Annotated in this window: 14 protein-coding genes and 1 tRNA gene; 7 read left to right on the top strand and 8 right to left on the bottom strand. The window is 60.6% G+C overall.

Translation table 11 applies throughout. The features are described from left to right. Positions 1 to 221: 221 nt before the first annotated feature. From lpdA to aroA, 5 genes are all read right to left on the bottom strand, one after another. A complete protein-coding gene (lpdA, locus tag AACL53_RS01675) occupies positions 222 to 1982 on the bottom strand; it encodes a dihydrolipoyl dehydrogenase (protein ID WP_339081820.1) in 1761 nt (586 codons plus the stop codon). 9 nt (positions 1983 to 1991) lie between these two features. Beyond that, positions 1992 to 3305, bottom strand: coding sequence for a 2-oxo acid dehydrogenase subunit E2 (locus tag AACL53_RS01670; protein WP_339081818.1), 1314 nt, complete (start codon positions 3303 to 3305; stop codon positions 1992 to 1994). 18 nt (positions 3306 to 3323) lie between these two features. Further along, positions 3324 to 6002, bottom strand: a complete 2679-nt coding sequence (aceE, locus tag AACL53_RS01665; protein ID WP_339081816.1) for a pyruvate dehydrogenase (acetyl-transferring), homodimeric type — start codon at positions 6000 to 6002, stop codon at positions 3324 to 3326. Between the two features lie 232 nt (positions 6003 to 6234). Beyond that, a complete protein-coding gene (gene cmk, locus AACL53_RS01660; protein ID WP_339081814.1) occupies positions 6235 to 6864 on the bottom strand; it encodes a (d)CMP kinase in 630 nt (209 codons plus the stop codon). A gap of 76 nt (positions 6865 to 6940) precedes the next feature. Beyond that, positions 6941 to 8284 (bottom strand): 3-phosphoshikimate 1-carboxyvinyltransferase, encoded by a 1344-nt coding sequence (aroA, locus tag AACL53_RS01655; protein ID WP_339081812.1) that lies wholly within the window; start codon positions 8282 to 8284, stop codon positions 6941 to 6943. Positions 8285 to 8518: 234 nt separating this feature from the next. Between aroA and AACL53_RS01650 the strand changes: the two genes are divergently transcribed. The 5 genes from AACL53_RS01650 (at position 8519) to AACL53_RS01630 (ending at position 13437) form a co-directional block, all read left to right on the top strand. Continuing rightward, a complete protein-coding gene (locus AACL53_RS01650) occupies positions 8519 to 8896 on the top strand; it encodes a TIGR02300 family protein (protein ID WP_339081810.1) in 378 nt (125 codons plus the stop codon). A 90-nt stretch (positions 8897 to 8986) separates the two neighbouring features. Continuing rightward, positions 8987 to 9062 (top strand) — tRNA-Ala (locus AACL53_RS01645). Positions 9063 to 9206: 144 nt separating this feature from the next. Next, positions 9207 to 11258, top strand: a complete 2052-nt coding sequence (locus tag AACL53_RS01640; RefSeq protein ID WP_339081808.1) for a carbon starvation CstA family protein — start codon at positions 9207 to 9209, stop codon at positions 11256 to 11258. Between the two features lie 3 nt (positions 11259 to 11261). Further along, positions 11262 to 11477, top strand: coding sequence for a YbdD/YjiX family protein (locus AACL53_RS01635; RefSeq protein WP_339081805.1), 216 nt, complete (start codon positions 11262 to 11264; stop codon positions 11475 to 11477). A 139-nt stretch (positions 11478 to 11616) separates the two neighbouring features. Beyond that, on the top strand, positions 11617 to 13437 hold the full coding sequence (locus tag AACL53_RS01630) for an ABC-F family ATP-binding cassette domain-containing protein (RefSeq protein ID WP_339081803.1): 1821 nt from the start codon (positions 11617 to 11619) through the stop codon (positions 13435 to 13437). A gap of 75 nt (positions 13438 to 13512) precedes the next feature. On the opposite strand, the gene pqqA is transcribed toward AACL53_RS01630, so the two are convergent. Together pqqA and AACL53_RS01620 are read right to left on the bottom strand one after the other, a co-directional pair. Then, on the bottom strand, positions 13513 to 13602 hold the full coding sequence (gene pqqA, locus AACL53_RS01625) for a pyrroloquinoline quinone precursor peptide PqqA (RefSeq protein WP_045838205.1): 90 nt from the start codon (positions 13600 to 13602) through the stop codon (positions 13513 to 13515). 147 nt (positions 13603 to 13749) lie between these two features. Next, complete coding sequence (locus AACL53_RS01620) at positions 13750 to 14481, bottom strand: hypothetical protein (protein ID WP_339081800.1); 732 nt, start codon at positions 14479 to 14481, stop codon at positions 13750 to 13752. Between the two features lie 267 nt (positions 14482 to 14748). Between AACL53_RS01620 and AACL53_RS01615 the strand changes: the two genes are divergently transcribed. Continuing rightward, positions 14749 to 15192 carry an Hsp20 family protein gene (locus AACL53_RS01615; RefSeq protein WP_339081797.1) on the top strand — a complete coding sequence of 148 codons (444 nt, stop codon included), beginning with the start codon at positions 14749 to 14751 and terminating at the stop codon, positions 15190 to 15192. Positions 15193 to 15331: 139 nt separating this feature from the next. Continuing rightward, a complete protein-coding gene (locus AACL53_RS01610; RefSeq protein WP_092863391.1) occupies positions 15332 to 15619 on the top strand; it encodes a DUF1150 domain-containing protein in 288 nt (95 codons plus the stop codon). 100 nt (positions 15620 to 15719) lie between these two features. On the opposite strand, the gene AACL53_RS01605 is transcribed toward AACL53_RS01610, so the two are convergent. Continuing rightward, positions 15720 to 16694 carry a complex I NDUFA9 subunit family protein gene (locus tag AACL53_RS01605; protein ID WP_339081794.1) on the bottom strand — a complete coding sequence of 325 codons (975 nt, stop codon included), beginning with the start codon at positions 16692 to 16694 and terminating at the stop codon, positions 15720 to 15722. Between the last annotated feature and the right edge of the window lie 30 nt (positions 16695 to 16724).

Raw genomic sequence — 16724 nt, 5'->3', positions numbered from 1 at the left:
TGGCGCGGATGTCTGGATGTGATGTCGCCGTGATGGGCCGCAGCCCTGCCGGTCAGAATTCGGGGGCCCCTATGGGGCGCCCAACCGGCTGATCTTCCTCTTGACCATCCGACAGCGACGTCGAATGGCGCTGATATAGCCAACCGCCCCCCCGAAAGCAAGGGCTGCCAGGCCCCCGCCCAAGCCTTGGCCTGCATCCAGGTTGTAAGGCCCGCGAAGCCTCAGGTCCGGCCCCGCAGCGGTTTCGGGGGCATCAGGTCCGTACAGACGCCTTCCGCCACCTCGGCGGCCATGCCGACGGATTCCGACAGCGTCGGATGGGGATGGATCGTCTTGCCGATATCGACCGCATCCGCCCCCATTTCGATGGCGAGACAAATCTCGGAAATGAGATTTCCGGCTTCCGTGCCGACGATGGCCCCGCCGATAATCTGCTCCGTGCCCTCGTCAAAAAGAAGTTTCGTGAAGCCCTCGTCCCGGGCGTTCGCGATGGCGCGCCCCGACGCCGCCCAGGGAAACACTGCCTTCTTAAATGCAATGCCCCGCGCCTTAGCCTCAGTCTCAGTCAAACCCGCCCATGCGATTTCGGGATCGGTGTAGGCAACGGAAGGAATCTGGCGCGCATCAAAGAAGCTCTTCTTCCCCGCCGCATTCTCCGCCGCAACGTGACCCTGGTGGACAGCCTTGTGTGCAAGCATCGGCTCATCCGCGATGTCGCCGATGGCGAAGATGTTCGCGACGTTCGTCCTCATCTGCTTGTCGACCGGAATGAAACCACGGTCAGTAACGCCGACGCCCGCGTTGTCGGCACCTATCGCCTTGCCGTTCGGCTTTCGCCCGACAGCGACGAGCACCATCCCATAGCGCTGCGGCTCGGCAGGCGCGTCGGCACCTTCAAATCTTACATGAATGCCGTCTTGCTTTGCTTCGACTGCAACGACTTTTGTCTTAAGCATCACACGGTCGAAGCGCCGCGCATTGACCTTCTGCCAGACATTGACGAGATCGCGGTCAGCACCGAGCATCAGGCCATCGAGCAACTCGACGACATCGAGCCACGCGCCGAGCGTCGAATAAACCGTCGCCATCTCGAGCCCGATGATGCCGCCGCCGATGACGAGCATTCTGTCCGGAATTTGCGGAAGCTCGAGCGCCCCCGTCGAATCGACGATACGCGGATCTGACGGCATGAACGGCAACGCCGCCGCTTCCGATCCGGCAGCGATGATGGCCTTTTCGAAACGCACCACCTCTTCGTGCCCGTCGTCGAACACGACAGTCATATGATGATCATCGACGAACGTGCCGGTCCCGCGCAGCGTCGTGACCTTGCGCGCCTTCGCAATCGATGCGAGCCCGCCCGTCAGCTTGGCGACGACGGCGTCTTTGAATGCTGCAAGCTTTTTCAGATCGATTTTCGGCGCGGCAAACGTAATGCCGTGCTTCCCCAACGCTGCCGCCTCGTCGATGACGAATGCCGTGTGCAGCAGCGCCTTCGACGGAATACAGCCCACATTCAGGCAAACGCCGCCGAGCGCCGGCCACCGATCGACGAGGATCGTCTTGGCGCCGAGATCGGCCGCACGAAAGGCTGCGGAATAACCGCCGGGCCCAGCACCCAGCACCAGCACCTCGCACGAATGATCCGCAGAACCCGAAAATTTTCCCGCTGACGCAGGAGCAGTCGGGGCCGCCTCCTTCTTCGGCGGCACCTTCTCGGGCTCGGCCGGGCTCTCCGTCTCGCCATCCGTTTCGAGCGTGAGGATCGGACTTCCTTCGCTGACCTTGTCGCCGACCTTGATCAGAACCTCGACGACTTTACCGCCCTCAGGAGCCGGCACATCGAACGAAGCCTTGTCGCTCTCGAGCGTAATGAGTGCGTCTTCGGCGGCGATGGTCACCCCCGCCTTCACGTGCACTTCGATGACGGGAACATCTTCGAAGTCGCCGAGAACCGGAACGCGAATTTCTTTTCTGCTCATTCCTGCGCCCTACAAGACCAGCTGCCGAACATCGGCCAGCGCATCGCAGATCTTTCTCAAGAACCGTGCGGCAAGCGCACCATCGACCACGCGATGATCGTAAGAAAGACAGAGCGGCAGCATCAGCCGCGGCTGAAATGCGGAACCGTCCCACTGAGGCTTCATCTGTGCGCGCACCGCTCCCAGAATGGCGACCTCCGGTGCGTTGACGATAGGTGTGAAACCTGTGCCCCCGATGCCGCCGAGGCTCGATATCGAGAACGTCGCGCCTTGAATATCCGTCGGCGTGATCTTGCCGTCGCGCATGCGAGCGGAAACGGCCGTCAGCTCCTGGCTCAATTCGAGGACACCCTTGCGATCGACGTCGCGAATGACCGGCACGACAAGTCCGTCCGGCGTGTCGACCGCAACACCGATGTTGTAGTAGCGCTTGAGGATGAGCGCATCTTTGCCCGGCGCAAGAGACGAATTGACGTCCGGATATTCCTTCAGCGCCGATACCGAGGCCTTCAGCAGAAATGCGACAAGCGTCACGCGATAACCCTTGTCCTTCGCCGTCGCGTCGAGATCCCGGCGATAGGCCTCGAGATCGGTGATATCGGCTTCGTCGGAATTGGTGACATGCGGAACGTTGAGCCATGCGCGATGCAGGTTCGGCCCGGTCAATCTTTTCAGCCGCGACATCGGCTTCGTTTCGACCGGCCCGTACTTCGAGAAATCCTGGGCCGGAATTTCCGGGATGCCCGTCATCTGGCCCGCACCAGCACCCGGCGCCACCGCGGGCTGACCGCTCCGCGCGATATAGGCTTTGACATCGTCTTTCGTGATGCGGCCCTTGTCGCCCGTTCCTTTGACCTTCGTCAGATCAACGTCGAGGTCGCGCGCGATGCGCCGGACTGATGGGCTCGCATAAACCGACCCGAAATCACCCGGCGGAGGTATCGATCCCGCGTCTTTTGCTTCAGGGGTTGCTTCGACGGACTTCTGCTTTTCGGATTCACTCGCCGTTTTCGCCGCCGCCTCGGACTTGCCGGACTTGTTGGCACCCTTCGCGCTGCCTGCCGGCGCTTCGGACTTCGTATCACCCGAAGTATCGAGCTTCACGATCGCGATGCCTTCGCTCACCTTGTCGCCGATGGAGACGAGAATTTCCGCCACCCGGCCTTGAAAGGGCGCAGGCACGTCCATCGCAGCCTTGTCGCTCTCGAGCGTGATCAACGGATCGTCGAGCTTCACGTTGTCGCCAGGCTTCACTTGAATTTCGACGACGGGCACATTCTCGAAATCACCGATGTTCGGCACCTTGACGTCGACGAGCGGCATGTATCGAAACCTGTTCTGTCAGCTGTGCGTGGGATTGGCCTTATCGGGATCGATCCCGTATTTCGCGATCGCTTCGGCAACCTTGATGGACGGAATCTTGTTCTCGTCGGCAAGAGCCTTGAGGCTAGCAACCGTCACGAAATGCCGGTCGACCTCGAAGAAATAGCGGAGCGTCCGGCGATAATCGGAACGCCCGAAACCATCCGTGCCGAGAACCGAATACCGGTTCGGAACCGAAGGCCGGACCTGATCGGCGTAAAGCTTCATGTAATCGGTCGAGGCGATCACCGGTCCCTCGCCGCGCTCGGATATCTTCTGCTTCACATACGGGACACGCGGCGTCTCGGTCGGATGCAGAAGGTTCCATCGCTCGACGTCATGCGCTTCTCGTGCAAGCTCCGTAAAGCTCGTCACGCTCCAGATATCGGCAGGCACGCCCCAATCGTCACGCAGCAGATCGGCAGCCGCGATGACTTCGCGCAGGATCGCACCCGAGCCCATGAGCTGAACTTTGTGGCCCGGCGCACCATCGGGCGCACCGCGGAACAAATACATCCCCTTGATGATGCCGTCCTCGACGCCCTCCGGCATCGGCGGATGCTCATAGTTCTCGTTCAGAAGCGTCAGATAGAAGAAGACGTCCTCCTGATCCGTCAGCATGCGTTTCATGCCGTTCTGGATGATGACCGCGACCTCGTAGTTGAAAGTCGCATCGTACGAGATGCAGTTCGGTACCGTCGCCGAGATGAGATGGCTGTGGCCATCCTCGTGCTGGAGGCCCTCGCCGTTGAGCGTCGTACGCCCCGATGTGCCGCCAAGCAGGAAGCCGCGGCAGCGCTCATCGCCAGCGGCCCACGCAAGATCACCGATGCGCTGAAAACCGAACATCGAATAGAAGATATAGAATGGCACCATCGGCACATCCGACGTCGAATAGCTCGTCGCCGCAGCAATCCACGATGCCATCGCACCGGCCTCATTGATGCCTTCCTGCAGCATCTGGCCGGACTTGTCTTCCTTGTAGAACATCAGCTGATCGGCATCCTCCGGCCGGTAAAGCTGACCGACCTGACTGAAGATACCGAACTGCCGGAACATGCCTTCCATGCCGAAGGTGCGGCTCTCGTCGGGCACGATCGGAACGATGCGCCGGCCAAGCTGCTTGTCGCGCATCAGCGCGGTCAGGATTCGCACGAACGCCATCGTCGTCGAAATTTCGCGGCCTTCGGACCCTTTGAGCTGTGACTCGAACAACGACAGCGGCGGCGCCTGAAGCGTTACCGACGACTTGCGCCGGCGCGACGGCAGATAACCGCCGAGATTGCGCCGCGTCTTGTGCAGGTATTCGTCCTCGGGCGAACCCTTCGGGAATCGAATGAAAGGCAATTCGGCCAACTGCTCGTCGGTCACCGGTACTTTGAAGCGATCGCGGAATTGGCGAAGCGCGTCGACATCCATCTTCTTCGATTGATGAGCGAGCATCGTGCCTTCGCCCGCCTGACCCATACCGTAGCCCTTGACGGTTTTCGCCAGGATGCACGTCGGCTGGCCTTTTTGCTGCGTCGCCGCCGCATATGCCGCGTAAACTTTCGACGGATCGTGCCCGCCGCGCGTCAAGCGCCAGATCTTCTCATCCGACCAATCCTCGACGAGCGCCGCCGTTTCCGGATAGCGCCCGAAGAAGTGCTTGCGGATGAAGGCGCCGTCACGCGACTTGAAAACCTGATATTCGCCGTCGACGCACTCTTCCATCAACTGGCGAAGCTTGCCGGTCGTATCGCGCGCCAGAAGCTCGTCCCATTGCGAGCCCCAAATGACCTTGAGAACATTCCAGCCCGCCCCGCGGAAATTGCGCTCGAGTTCCTGGATGATTTTTCCGTTGCCGCGCACCGGCCCATCCAGCCGCTGCAAATTGCAATTCACGACGAAGATCAGGTTGTCGAGCTTTTCGCGTCCCGCGAGCGAAATCGCGCCGAGACTTTCCGGCTCGTCCATCTCACCGTCGCCGCAGAAAACCCAAACCTTGCGATCTTCCGTGTCGGCCAATCCGCGTGCGTGGAGATACTTGAGAAAACGCGCCTGATAGATCGCCATCAACGGCCCGAGACCCATCGAGACCGTGGGGAACTGCCAGAAATCCGGCATCAACCAAGGATGCGGATAGGACGGAAGCCCGCGCCCACCGACCTCGCGCCGAAAATGCAGAAGCCGGTCTTCATCGAGCCGGCCCTCTAAGAACGCACGCGCATAGATTCCCGGCGACGAATGCCCCTGGATAAGAATGAGATCGCCGCCGTGGCTCTCGGACGGCGCGTGCCAGAAGTGATTGAAGCCGGTTTCGTACAGCATCGCCGCGGACTGGTAGCTTGCGATGTGTCCACCAAGCTCCGTCGACTCTTTGTTCGCACGCAGCACCAAAGCGGCCGCGTTCCAGCGGATAGCGGCCGAGATCCGATGTTCGAGTTCGCGATTCCCGGGGAGCTTTGCTTCGTCGTCGACGCTGATGGTGTTGATGTAGGCGGTGCTCGATGCAAAAGGAATTGCCGCACCGCTGGCCCGCGCCCGTTCGACGACTTCTTCCAGAATATTGTCGGCGCGTTCCGTTCCGCCATACGCGATAACGGACGATATCGAGTCCGTCCAATCGCGGATTTCCGGATCTTCCGGCTTCACGACCTTCTGCTCGTTCTTGCCCATGGCATCCCTTGTTCCCCTGCATCGGGGAGACTCGTGAAACCCCGAGACGGCCATCTCGGTTCGACCTGCGGCATACTTGAAATAGTTTACCACAAAGCTATGGGCGGCGCCGAAGCGTCTCGCAATCAAAAATGGTTTATGAAGCGTACGCTGAGCGGCCGGGACCTATTGACTGCTTCGGACTTCACCTGAGCGCACATCGCGTCAAAATGGACATAGTAAAGCCGGTCGATCAGCGCTCGTTGCTGGCGAGCTCGATCAATTGCAATGCCGCGGCGAATGCCTGATCTGCGTCCAGCGCCGTCGTATCGAGATGAACGGCGTCGTCGGCAGCGTACATCGGGGCTGCGGAACGGCCGCTATCGCGCGCATCCCTTCGCCGGATATCGGCAAGAAGCTCGTCGTAGGTGATGCTATCGCCGCGTGACTGATGCTCCAGAAAGCGCCGCATCGCGCGGGCTTCATCGGAAGCAGTTACGAAGATTTTCACCGGCGCATCCGGACACACGACCGTGCCGATATCGCGGCCATCGAGAACGGCGCCGCCAGCCTGCCGGGCGAATGCTCGTTGATATTCGAGCAACGCCGCACGCACCTCGGGAATTTTAGCCACGATCGATGCCGCATCACCGGCGCGCGGCCCCCGCAATGCGGTGTCATCCAGGCTGTCGGCCTTCACCGATTTCGCGGCGGCCGTCGCCGCCTGAACATCTTCCAAATCACCGCCAGTTGCGAGGATGTCCCTGGCAACAGCGCGATAGAGAAGGCCGGTGTCCAGCCACGCCAATCCGAAATGAGCCGCAATACGCTTTGCGAGAGTGCCTTTGCCCGATGCGGCCGGACCATCGATCGCAATGATCAATTGCGTTCTCCCCGTTCCCGAATGATCCGGGTCGCACCCGTGAGATTGAAGGCGAGACGACAGACAAGCATCGCGGTCACCGGGCGACTGGCTCATTATATCTCGCCCCGAGCGTCTCCATGAGCTGGCGAAACTCGGGGAAACTCGTCGCGATCATCGTCGAGTCGTCCACGACGATCGGCTCATCGCTCACGAGACCGGCCGTCAAAAACGCCATCGCGATCCGATGGTCGAGATGAGTTGCAACAACGCCGCCGCCCTTGAGGCCGCCGTTGCCGCTAACCGTCAAGCTGTCGCCGTCGACCCGCACGGTCGCCCCATTGGCCGCCAAGCCCTCCGCAGTCGCCTGAAGGCGATCGCTCTCCTTGACCTTGAGCTCGGCTAGGCCGTCCATCTGCGTCTGCCCTTCGGCAAAGGCCGAAATTGCAGCTAGTACCGGATATTCGTCGATCATCGATGGTGCCCGTTCGGCCGGCACGCGGACGCCCTTGAGGCGCGAGGCGCGAATGCGAATGTCGGCAACCGGCTCGCCGCCCTCCTCGCGCTCGTTGAGAAACGTGATATCGCCGCCCATTTCCTGCAGCGTTGTATAGAGGCCAATACGTGTCGGATTGGTCAGCACGCCCTCGATCGTGACATCGGAGCCCGGCACGAGCAACGCCGCAGCGGCGAGGAATGCCGCAGACGAAGGATCGCCGGGAACGTGCACATCCCGACCGACGAGTTCGGCATGCCCCGTCACGGTGATGTGCGTATCGAGACCTTTCGCTTCGGTTCGCACCGTTGCACCGAAATGACGCAGCATACGCTCGGTATGGTCGCGCGTTGGCTCGCGCTCAACGACTGTCGTTTCGCCCGCCGCGTGAAGACCCGCGATCAGGACGGCGCTTTTCACCTGCGCCGAAGGCACCGGAAGCACATAGACGATGGGCGTCAGTTCGCTCGTACCCCTGAGGGTCAGTGGCAACTTCTCCTGACCGGGCCCGAGAACCTCGAGACCCATTTCTATGAGAGGAGCCAAAACCCGCCGCATCGGCCGGCGCGACAAAGAGGCGTCGCCCGTCATGGTCACCGTCATCGGATGCCCCGCGACGACGCCCATCATTAGCCGCGTACCAGTGCCGGAATTGCCAAATTCGAGCGGCCCATCCGGCGCTCTGAGGCCACCGACGCCGCGCCCTTTGACCTCCCAAACGTCGCCACGCTTTTCCGCCAGCGCGCCGAGGGCGATCACCGCTTTAGCGGTGTTTATGACATCCTCGGCTTCGAGAAGCCCCGTGACGCGCGTTGTGCCGGTCGCCAGCGCCCCGAAAATCAGCGCCCGGTGCGAAATCGATTTATCGCCGGGAACCCGCACATGGCCCTTGAGCGGCGCCGCCCGGAGCGATGACAGCGGTTTCGGTATGGCTGTAGTGTTCAATTCAACCTTCCAAACCGTTAGGAAATTGGGGACATCGGGCACTTTGGCCTCAGTCGAAGCCCGGATAGACACTGGACCGCGACGCCCTGTCAACGGCACGTTCGAACGAAGGGGAAGACGTCGTCGGCGAAAGCCCTTGACGCAGTCCGGCCAGCTCCCACTTTTTCGTTTTGACAGGCAGCACCACCTATGGCAGACGGGCTGCCTCAAATTCCGAGATGTCGAGGCACGATCATGGCGACCAAGCAAGCGCGAGGGACGAAGCGCACCTGTCAGAACTGCGACGAGCGCTTTTATGATCTCGGTCACGACCCGATCATCTGCCCATTCTGCAATGCCAAATATGTGATCGCATCATCACCTGCGGCATTGGCAGCCCTTCAGGCCGAGCAGCGCGACTTGGCAGCCAAGAAGGCGAAGAAGGTCGCAACGGCCGACGATGCCGACGGTGAATTGCCCGTCGTCGAGGGCGAAGAAGCGCTTGTCGACGTTGAAGCCGACGACTCGGCCGGCGGCGACGACGACGAAACCTTCCTCGAAGAGGAAGAAGAAGGCGGCGACGTTTCCAACATTATTGGTGGTCCGGCGGGCGAGGGCGACGAAGAGCCTTGAAAAAGCTCTGAAACGTTCTTGCAGTTTCCTTCAAGACGACTTATCAGGCACGACTTCGGTGGGATCCAGCCCCGCCGATTGGAATGGTTCGGGGCTATAGCTCAGCTGGGAGAGCGCTTGCATGGCATGCAAGAGGTCACCGGTTCGATCCCGGTTAGCTCCACCAATCCACTCTTGAGCCAATTTGGCTTGGCCGATTAGGCGCATCGCCCCGCGACCGCCGATACGGCTGTTCTCCTTCGCCTTTTTATGTAGTCTCCGTCCCCGAACCGATTTGCGAGCCATAATCGCGAACGATAGGGACGGAACGATGCTTAACTGGCGCTTGAATCTCACTTGGGTGGCTGTCGCTGTACTCGGCGCGATCTCGCTTGCCATCGTCGCTTTATCGCGCGGCGAAACGATCAACGCCATCTGGCTCGTATCCGCAGCGATCTGCTCCTACCTCCTCGCATACCGTTTCTACAGCCGCTTCATCGCCGACCGCGTATTGCAACTCGATCCGAAGCGACTGACCCCGGCCCAGCGCTTCAACGACGGGCTGGACTACTGCCCGACCGATAAAACTGTCCTCTTCGGCCACCACTTCGCAGCCATCGCCGGTGCAGGTCCGCTCGTCGGCCCCGTGCTCGCGGCACAGATGGGTTATCTGCCCGGAACGCTGTGGCTGATATTCGGCGTGATCTTCGCCGGCGCCGTTCAGGATTTCATCATGCTTTGGGCCTCGACGCGTCGCGACGGGCGCTCCCTCGGCGAGATGATCCGCACCGAGCTTGGCAGCACCGCCGGAACCATCGCGATGATCGGCGTCCTCCTCATCATGGTCATCTTGCTGGCGGTCCTTGCGCTTGTCGTCGTCAAAGCCTTGAAGCAAAGCCCGTGGGCGACCTTCACCGTGATGATGACGATCCCGATCGCCGTCTTCATGGGTTTTTACGGCCGCTACATTCGGCCCGGCCGGATCGCCGAGATGTCGCTGATCGGCTTTGGCTTGTTGATGCTGTCTTTGATCTTCGGCCGCCACGTTGCCGAAGACCCGACGCTCGGACCGATGTTCAACTATTCCGGCGAGCAGCTTTCGATGATGCTGATCGCCTATGGCTTCGTCGCCGCCGTTTTGCCGGTGTGGACGCTGCTGGCGCCTCGCGACTACCTGTCGACATTCCTGAAAATCGGCACCATCGCGGGCCTGGCGATCGGCATCTTCTTCGTTCTGCCTGAACTCCGGATGCCGGCCGTTACGAAATTCATCGACGGCAGCGGACCCGTTTTCGCCGGCAGCCTCTTCCCGTTCCTGTTCATCACCATCGCCTGCGGCGCGATCTCGGGCTTCCACTCGCTCGTCGCGTCCGGAACGACGCCGAAGATGCTCGACAACGAGGTCAATGCCCGCTTCATCGGCTACGGCGCGATGCTGATGGAAAGCTTCGTCGCCATCATGGCGCTCGTCGCAGCATCAACGCTCGACCCAGGTCTCTACTTCGCGCTGAACAGCCCGGCAGCCCTGATCGGGACGACCCCGGAAACGGCCGCTGCAGCGATCTCCGGCTGGGGCTTCGCCATCACGCCCGACGCGCTGAGGGAAACCGCAGCCCACGTCGGCGAGGCGACAATCCTCTCACGCACCGGCGGCGCACCGACGCTCGCCGTCGGCATGGCCGAAATTCTCTCCAGCGCCATTGGCGGCAAAGCCATGATGGCGTTCTGGTATCACTTCGCCATTCTCTTCGAGGCGCTCTTCATTCTGACGACCATCGATGCTGGAACGCGCGTCGCCCGCTTCATGATCCAGGATCTGATGGGAACAATAAGCCCGGCGTTGCGGGATACCCGCTCATGGACGGCAAACATCGGGGCAACTGCCATCGCCGTCGCCGGCTGGGGCTATTTTCTCTACCAGGGCGTCGTCGATCCCTTGGGCGGCATCAACACGCTTTGGCCGCTATTCGGAATTGCGAACCAGATGCTAGCCTGCATCGCGCTGACGCTCTGCACGGTCATCCTCTTCAAAATGAAACGGCAGCGCTACGCTTGGGTGACGCTCGCGCCCGCGATCTGGGTCGCGATCTGCACGCTGACCGCCGGCTGGCAGAAAATTTCTAGCGAGAATCCGGCTATCGGCTTTCTGTCGCACGCGGCGAAGTTCTCGAACGCGCTCGCCTCTGGCCAGGTCCTTGCGCCCGCCAAATCAGTCGAGGACATGCAGCGCATCATCTTCAACGACTACCTGAACGCTACGCTCACGGGACTCTTGATCGCGCTTGTTGTCGCCATGGCGGGATTTGGGCTTGCGGCAGTGATGAAGGCGCTCGCCGATCCGAATGTTTCGGCTCGGGAGAGCGCGATGGTTGCGGCGGAGTGATGCATGCGGATATCCAGCACCAGCCTGCTGTTTAAGTTTGCAACCGGCGTCGCGAAGACCGCGCGGCTAATGGTCGGCGTGCCCGACTACGATGCCTACGTCGCCCACCGACGCCGTGCTCACCCGGATGAACCCGTTATGAGCTACGAGGATTTCTTCCGCGAACGTCAGGCGAGCCGATACGGCGAAGGCGGCGGCAAAATCAGCCGCTGCTGCTGACGGAATATCCCCGCGGGAAATTAGTGCGGCAAAACGCACTTCCCGCATTTGTGGCTAACGCTCGCCGCGTCTTCGGCAAATGACCGCGAGGCCACCGCAAGGATTGATCCGGCGCGCGTCCACCGCTACGAGGGGCCTCATGGCACCTCCTCTCATTACGCTCAAAGACATCAACCTGACCTTCGGCGGAACCCCGCTGCTCGAAGGCGCCGAACTGACCGTCGCCCCAGGCGATCGCGTCTGCCTCGTCGGCCGCAATGGTTCCGGAAAATCGACGCTGCTGAAAATCGCCGCTGGATTGGTCGAACCCGATCGCGGCGAACGCTTCGCACATCCGAACGCGAGCATTCGCTATCTCCGGCAAGAAGCCGATTTTACCGGCTTCAAGACCGTCCGCGCGTATATCGAGTCAGGCCTCGCCCCGACCGACGATCCCTATCAAGCCGACTACCTTCTGAGCGAGCTCGGGCTCTCCGGCGAAAGCGATCCTCAGACGCTCTCCGGCGGCGAAGCGCGCCGCGCGGGCCTCGCGCAGGCTATCGTCTCGAAGCCCGATGTCCTCTTGCTCGACGAGCCGACAAACCATCTCGATCTCACCGCGATCGAATGGCTGGAATCGACGCTGCAGGCATCGCGCTCCGCTCTGCTGCTCATCAGCCACGACCGCCGATTCCTCGAAACGCTGTCGCGTTCGACCGTCTGGCTCGACCGGGCTAAGACACGGCGCCTCGAACAGAGCTTTGCAGCATTCGAGGACTGGCGCGACAAGGTCCTGGAAGAGGAAGAAATCGAGCGCCATAAACTCGATCGCAAGATCGTCCGCGAAAACCAGTGGATGCATGGCGGCGTCACTGGCAGGCGCAAGCGAAACGTGCGCCGCGTACGCGAACTGAAAGCCATGCGCCAGGAAGTGCGCGAGCAGCGCCACGCCGTCGGCACTGTCCGCCTCGACGCTTCAGAAGGCAGTCTCTCGGGCAAGCTCGTCGTCGAAGCGACCGGCATATCCAAAACCTATGGCGACACCCACATCGTCTCAAACCTCGATCTTCGCGTGATGCGGGGCGACCGGCTCGGTATCGTCGGCCCGAACGGCGCCGGCAAAACGACTCTGATCAAGTTGATGACGGGAGAAATAGCCCCCGACGGCGGCAACATCCGTCACGGCGCCAATCTCGAAATCGTAGCGCTCGACCAGAAGCGCGACGAGCTCAATCCCAATTGGACGGTTTCCGACGCCCTGACAGGCGGACGCGGCGACCAGGTCATCATCAATGGCAAGGCGCGGCATGTCGCAAGTTACATGCAGGACTTCCTCTTTCTTCCCGAACAGCGACTCTCGCCGATCCGCGTTCTGTCGGGTGGAGAGCGAGCGCGCTTGATGCTGGCGCGAGCACTGGCGAAGCCATCGAACGTACTGATCCTCGACGAGCCGACGAACGATCTCGATCTCGAAACACTCGATCTCTTGCAGGAGCTTCTTTCGGATTACGCAGGCACGCTTCTGCTCGTCAGCCACGATCGCGATTTCCTAGATCGCATCGTAACGAGCGTATTGGCTCCCGACGGCGACGGTCATTGGAGCGAATATGCCGGCGGATATTCCGATATGCTCGCCCAGCGCAAAGGCGAGGGTCTGAAAAAGAAATCGCAATTGAATTCCGGCGGACCGTCCCGCAAGGCAGCGGCGGAATCGAATGGGGCGGCTGCTCCGGCGAAGCAAAAACTGACCTTCAAGGATAAGCACGCGCTGACGACGCTTCCCCTCGAAATGGCGAAACTCGAAGAAGAAATCCAGCTGATCGCCGCGAAGCTCGCCGACGCGGATCTATTCACGCGTGACCGCCCGGCGTTCGACAAAGCGAGCGAAAGGTTGGCACAGGCGCAGCTTCAGCTCGAAACGGCTGAAACGCGTTGGCTGGAACTTGAGGAAAAGCGCGAGTCGATCGAAAGCCTCGGATGACGCAATAAGAAAAGCGACGACCGAGAGACTCGGCCGCCGCTTAAAAGTTCGACCCTAAGGCCGACCCCATCCGAATTAGATGAGATCGATCTCAGCCGGCAGATAGCTGGTCACTTCGAGACCAACTTCCTGTTCGCGAACTTCGGGCTTCGACCACGTCTTCATGGCTTCCTCCAAGTGTGGTTTGTCCACGCTTAACGGGGATCTACCTATGCTCGCCAGGAAATAAGTGCCAATCGTATTTACAATGACCACTCATAAGCCGGCCTAATAACAATATAACACTTCGCAAATGCGAAGGTTATATGCCGGCTATTGCTTGGCAGCCCATTGGTCTTTGACTTCGTCGCAACGCTTCCCAATGAACTCGTTGACTTCCTCGACGATGGAACTCGATAGGATGTTCACGGTGTTGTCCGCCGCAGTCGCGGTCCAAAGCGCACTTTTGATCAGCGTCGGCGCTTCGATCTTGCCCCACTGAGCTTGCGCCTTGATCGCCTTCCCATTCTCGAACGTCACTTTCGGAGTCAAATCGAACGAGAAATCCGTTGCGCCTTTCTTGTCGCTTGCTATCGAGCAGGTGACCGTATGCTTGACGAAAACCACCTCAGCTTTGGGCTCGGTCATCGCCTTCACCAGATCGCCCCGCTTGACGCTCAAGTCTGTCGAACAGTGGGCGCCATCGTAAGGCCAGGTCACCTTCAGTTTGCCGACGAGCTTCACAAGCTGTTCCTTGCGCCAGCTCTTGATCACATGGCAGGCGATGTCGCTCCCCGAAGCGTCCTTCGAATGGAAGGCTTTGCAGAGATCGACCTTGCAGGCCTGACGTGCCGCCTTCTCCGCCGTTTCTTCAGGGGTGAGCGGCCCATCGGGATCACCCAACACCTTCCCGGAGTCTGAGGCCTTCCCGGAATCCGAGGCCTTGGCGGCGTCGGCTGATGCCTTCGCCGGTTCGTCTGCGACGGCAATTGAGCAAGCGAAGGGAACGATCGAAAAAGCCGAAAAAGCGAAGGCCGACACGAACATCACGGACGCAAACTTCATGAATCCCCCTACCCGGAATAAAGCCCTGATGGCCTTGGCTCCTTGGCCATGACCCCAAGGCGGCACGAAGGCAGAAAGGCGGCTCCACAGCATTTTGGACGCACATGAGGCGTCCGCGACACTGCCCACCCCCGATCACGCTTGAAGACCGGTCCGACACCCCCATATCTTAAAAAAATCACCGGGCAGCGATGCCGGTGGACCGGGTGGCCCGAGAGGGTGTCCGGAGAACTTGGAATAGATGGTCGCTTGGCTGAGGACCTTCAAATGACGCGCCTAACCGCACTTTCGAACCCCTTGCTTCTGGGTTTCGAGGAAATCGAACGGCTGGTCGACCGAGCCACCAAGGGTGGCGACGGTTATCCACCTTACAATATCGAGAGGGTCGCCCGGGATGGTGACGACGGCGAGCTTCTCCGCATTACACTGGCGGTTGCCGGGTTTACGCGCGACGAGCTGGAAATAACGCTCGAAGACAAACAATTGACGGTTCGAGGCAAGCAGCAGGACGACAAGGCACGCGATTATCTCTACCGGGGCATCGCTTCCCGGCAGTTTTCGAGAACATTCGTCCTGGCTGATGGCATCGAAGTAAAAAGCGCCGAGCTTTCCAACGGGCTGTTGGCCGTCGATTTACAGCGCCTAGAACCAGAGCGGCTTATCCGGCGTATTGAGATAGGGACGGCGAAGCAGATCAAAAGCCGGACCTGAGCTGAGTCTTTCGCGTCACAGCGCCGGCGGCCGAATCGTCGGAGGATTGGAGCACACTCGCAGAACGGAAAATCGCCAGAGGGCCACACTTTCCGAGCTGCGATGAGAGCCCGGCCTCGACACAAGGAGGAAGAGCGTCATGAACACTAAGACCACCGCAAAAGCTACCGAAGTCCATGATCTTGTAGGACCCGTCATGAGCGAGCTGGAGCTCGCACGGCTTGGCGGCGGCGAGGTCGCATACATCAAGACGCTGACCTCCGACGAAGCGATCGAGATGTTCCCGCAGATCGAAGGCCTCCCGAAGGGCATCCCGCTTTTTTCGCTTCACGCAGCCGACGGGACGCCGATCGCGCTGACCGACACGCTGCAAGCGGCCATTGGACATGCTCAGGAAGACGAGTTGTCCATCGCACCTCTGCATTAAAAAACCGACGAGAAGATCCCCTAAATGCAAAGAGCCGCCCAATCCCTTGGGTGGCTCTACTTTTTTCCCACATTGCCGCGGCGAGCGGGTCAAGGATGCTTCAGTTGCGATAATGGGCGTATTGGCCCTTCGGCTTGAAACGCTCCAGATAGTCGGGAACGATCCCATCGATTGATGCCGGCCGTTCGACGCCGAGTGCCTCGATCGTTCGCCCTTCTTTTTTCGCAGCTTCCGACACAACGTTATTCGACTGTAGCAGCCGGACCTGGTCGAGCGTTATGGGACGCAGCGAATTGGGCAGAGGCGAACTCAAGATGGCCATGAGCTTCGCAAGCCCAAACGGAATGGGCAACAGGAGCCGCCGGCGATCCGCGTAGCGTAGCGTCGCCTCGAGCAGATCCCTGAAGCTGAGAATCTCCGGGCCGCCGAGTTCATAGATCGTCCCTGTCTTTCCGGCACCCGTGGCAGCATTGGCAGCCGCCTGCCCCACGTCTCCCACGAAAACCGGCTGGAATTTCGTGCCCCCGCCCCCGATCAGCGGAAGAAACGGACTCATGCGCGCCATCGCTGCAAATCGGTTGAAGAACTCGTCCTCCGGACCGAACACGATGGATGGCCTCAATATCTGTGCGGCGGAGAATTCGGCGAAGGTCGCCCGTTCTCCCTCTGCCTTCGTTCGCGCGTATCGCGAGGCGGACGCAGCGTCCGCGCCGATCGCCGAAATATGGACGAGCCGTGCCGCCCCCGCTTCCTTGGCGGCTTTCGCAACACGCGCCGCGCCCTCGGCGTGCAAGGCTTCGAAGGTCTGTGCGCCGGTTGGCGCCAATATCCCGACGGCGTTGATGACGATCTCGGCGCCTTCCACGGCCCGCGCGATCGAATCGGCAAACCGAAGGTTCGCCTGAACTCCGTAGATCTGCCCGACGACGCCCATGGGTTGCAGATAGCCCGCGAGGTCCGGCCTGCGAACGGCGGCACGTACCCGGTAGCCCTTGCGGGCCAACGACCAGACGATGTAGCGGCCGACGAAACCGGAGCCTCCGAAAACCGTCGCCAGCTTGCCGTTTTCTGCCATTCGGAAACCTCGATGCTGCAGCCCCGATGG

It is taken from the genome of Hyphomicrobium sp. ghe19, assembly GCF_902712875.1.
Taxonomy (GTDB): domain Bacteria; phylum Pseudomonadota; class Alphaproteobacteria; order Rhizobiales; family Hyphomicrobiaceae; genus Hyphomicrobium_B.
Note: the sequence above shows the minus strand (reverse complement) of the source record. Positions and strands in the feature narration are given on the sequence as shown.

Excerpts from the sequence above, each read along its gene's own strand:
- lpdA (WP_339081820.1), bottom strand. The coding sequence starts at position 1,982 with ATGAGCAGAAAAGAAATTCGCGTTCCGGTTCTCGGCGACTTCGAAGAT.
- AACL53_RS01670 (WP_339081818.1), bottom strand. The coding sequence starts at position 3,305 with ATGCCGCTCGTCGACGTCAAGGTGCCGAACATCGGTGATTTCGAGAAT.
- aceE (WP_339081816.1), bottom strand. The coding sequence starts at position 6,002 with ATGGGCAAGAACGAGCAGAAGGTCGTGAAGCCGGAAGATCCGGAAATC.
- AACL53_RS01650 (WP_339081810.1), top strand. The coding sequence starts at position 8,519 with ATGGCGACCAAGCAAGCGCGAGGGACGAAGCGCACCTGTCAGAACTGC.
- AACL53_RS01640 (WP_339081808.1), top strand. The coding sequence starts at position 9,207 with ATGCTTAACTGGCGCTTGAATCTCACTTGGGTGGCTGTCGCTGTACTC.
- AACL53_RS01635 (WP_339081805.1), top strand. The coding sequence starts at position 11,262 with ATGCGGATATCCAGCACCAGCCTGCTGTTTAAGTTTGCAACCGGCGTC.
- AACL53_RS01630 (WP_339081803.1), top strand. The coding sequence starts at position 11,617 with ATGGCACCTCCTCTCATTACGCTCAAAGACATCAACCTGACCTTCGGC.
- pqqA (WP_045838205.1), bottom strand. The coding sequence starts at position 13,602 with ATGAAGACGTGGTCGAAGCCCGAAGTTCGCGAACAGGAAGTTGGTCTC.
- AACL53_RS01620 (WP_339081800.1), bottom strand. The coding sequence starts at position 14,481 with ATGAAGTTTGCGTCCGTGATGTTCGTGTCGGCCTTCGCTTTTTCGGCT.
- AACL53_RS01615 (WP_339081797.1), top strand. The coding sequence starts at position 14,749 with ATGACGCGCCTAACCGCACTTTCGAACCCCTTGCTTCTGGGTTTCGAG.
- AACL53_RS01610 (WP_092863391.1), top strand. The coding sequence starts at position 15,332 with ATGAACACTAAGACCACCGCAAAAGCTACCGAAGTCCATGATCTTGTA.
- AACL53_RS01605 (WP_339081794.1), bottom strand. The coding sequence starts at position 16,694 with ATGGCAGAAAACGGCAAGCTGGCGACGGTTTTCGGAGGCTCCGGTTTC.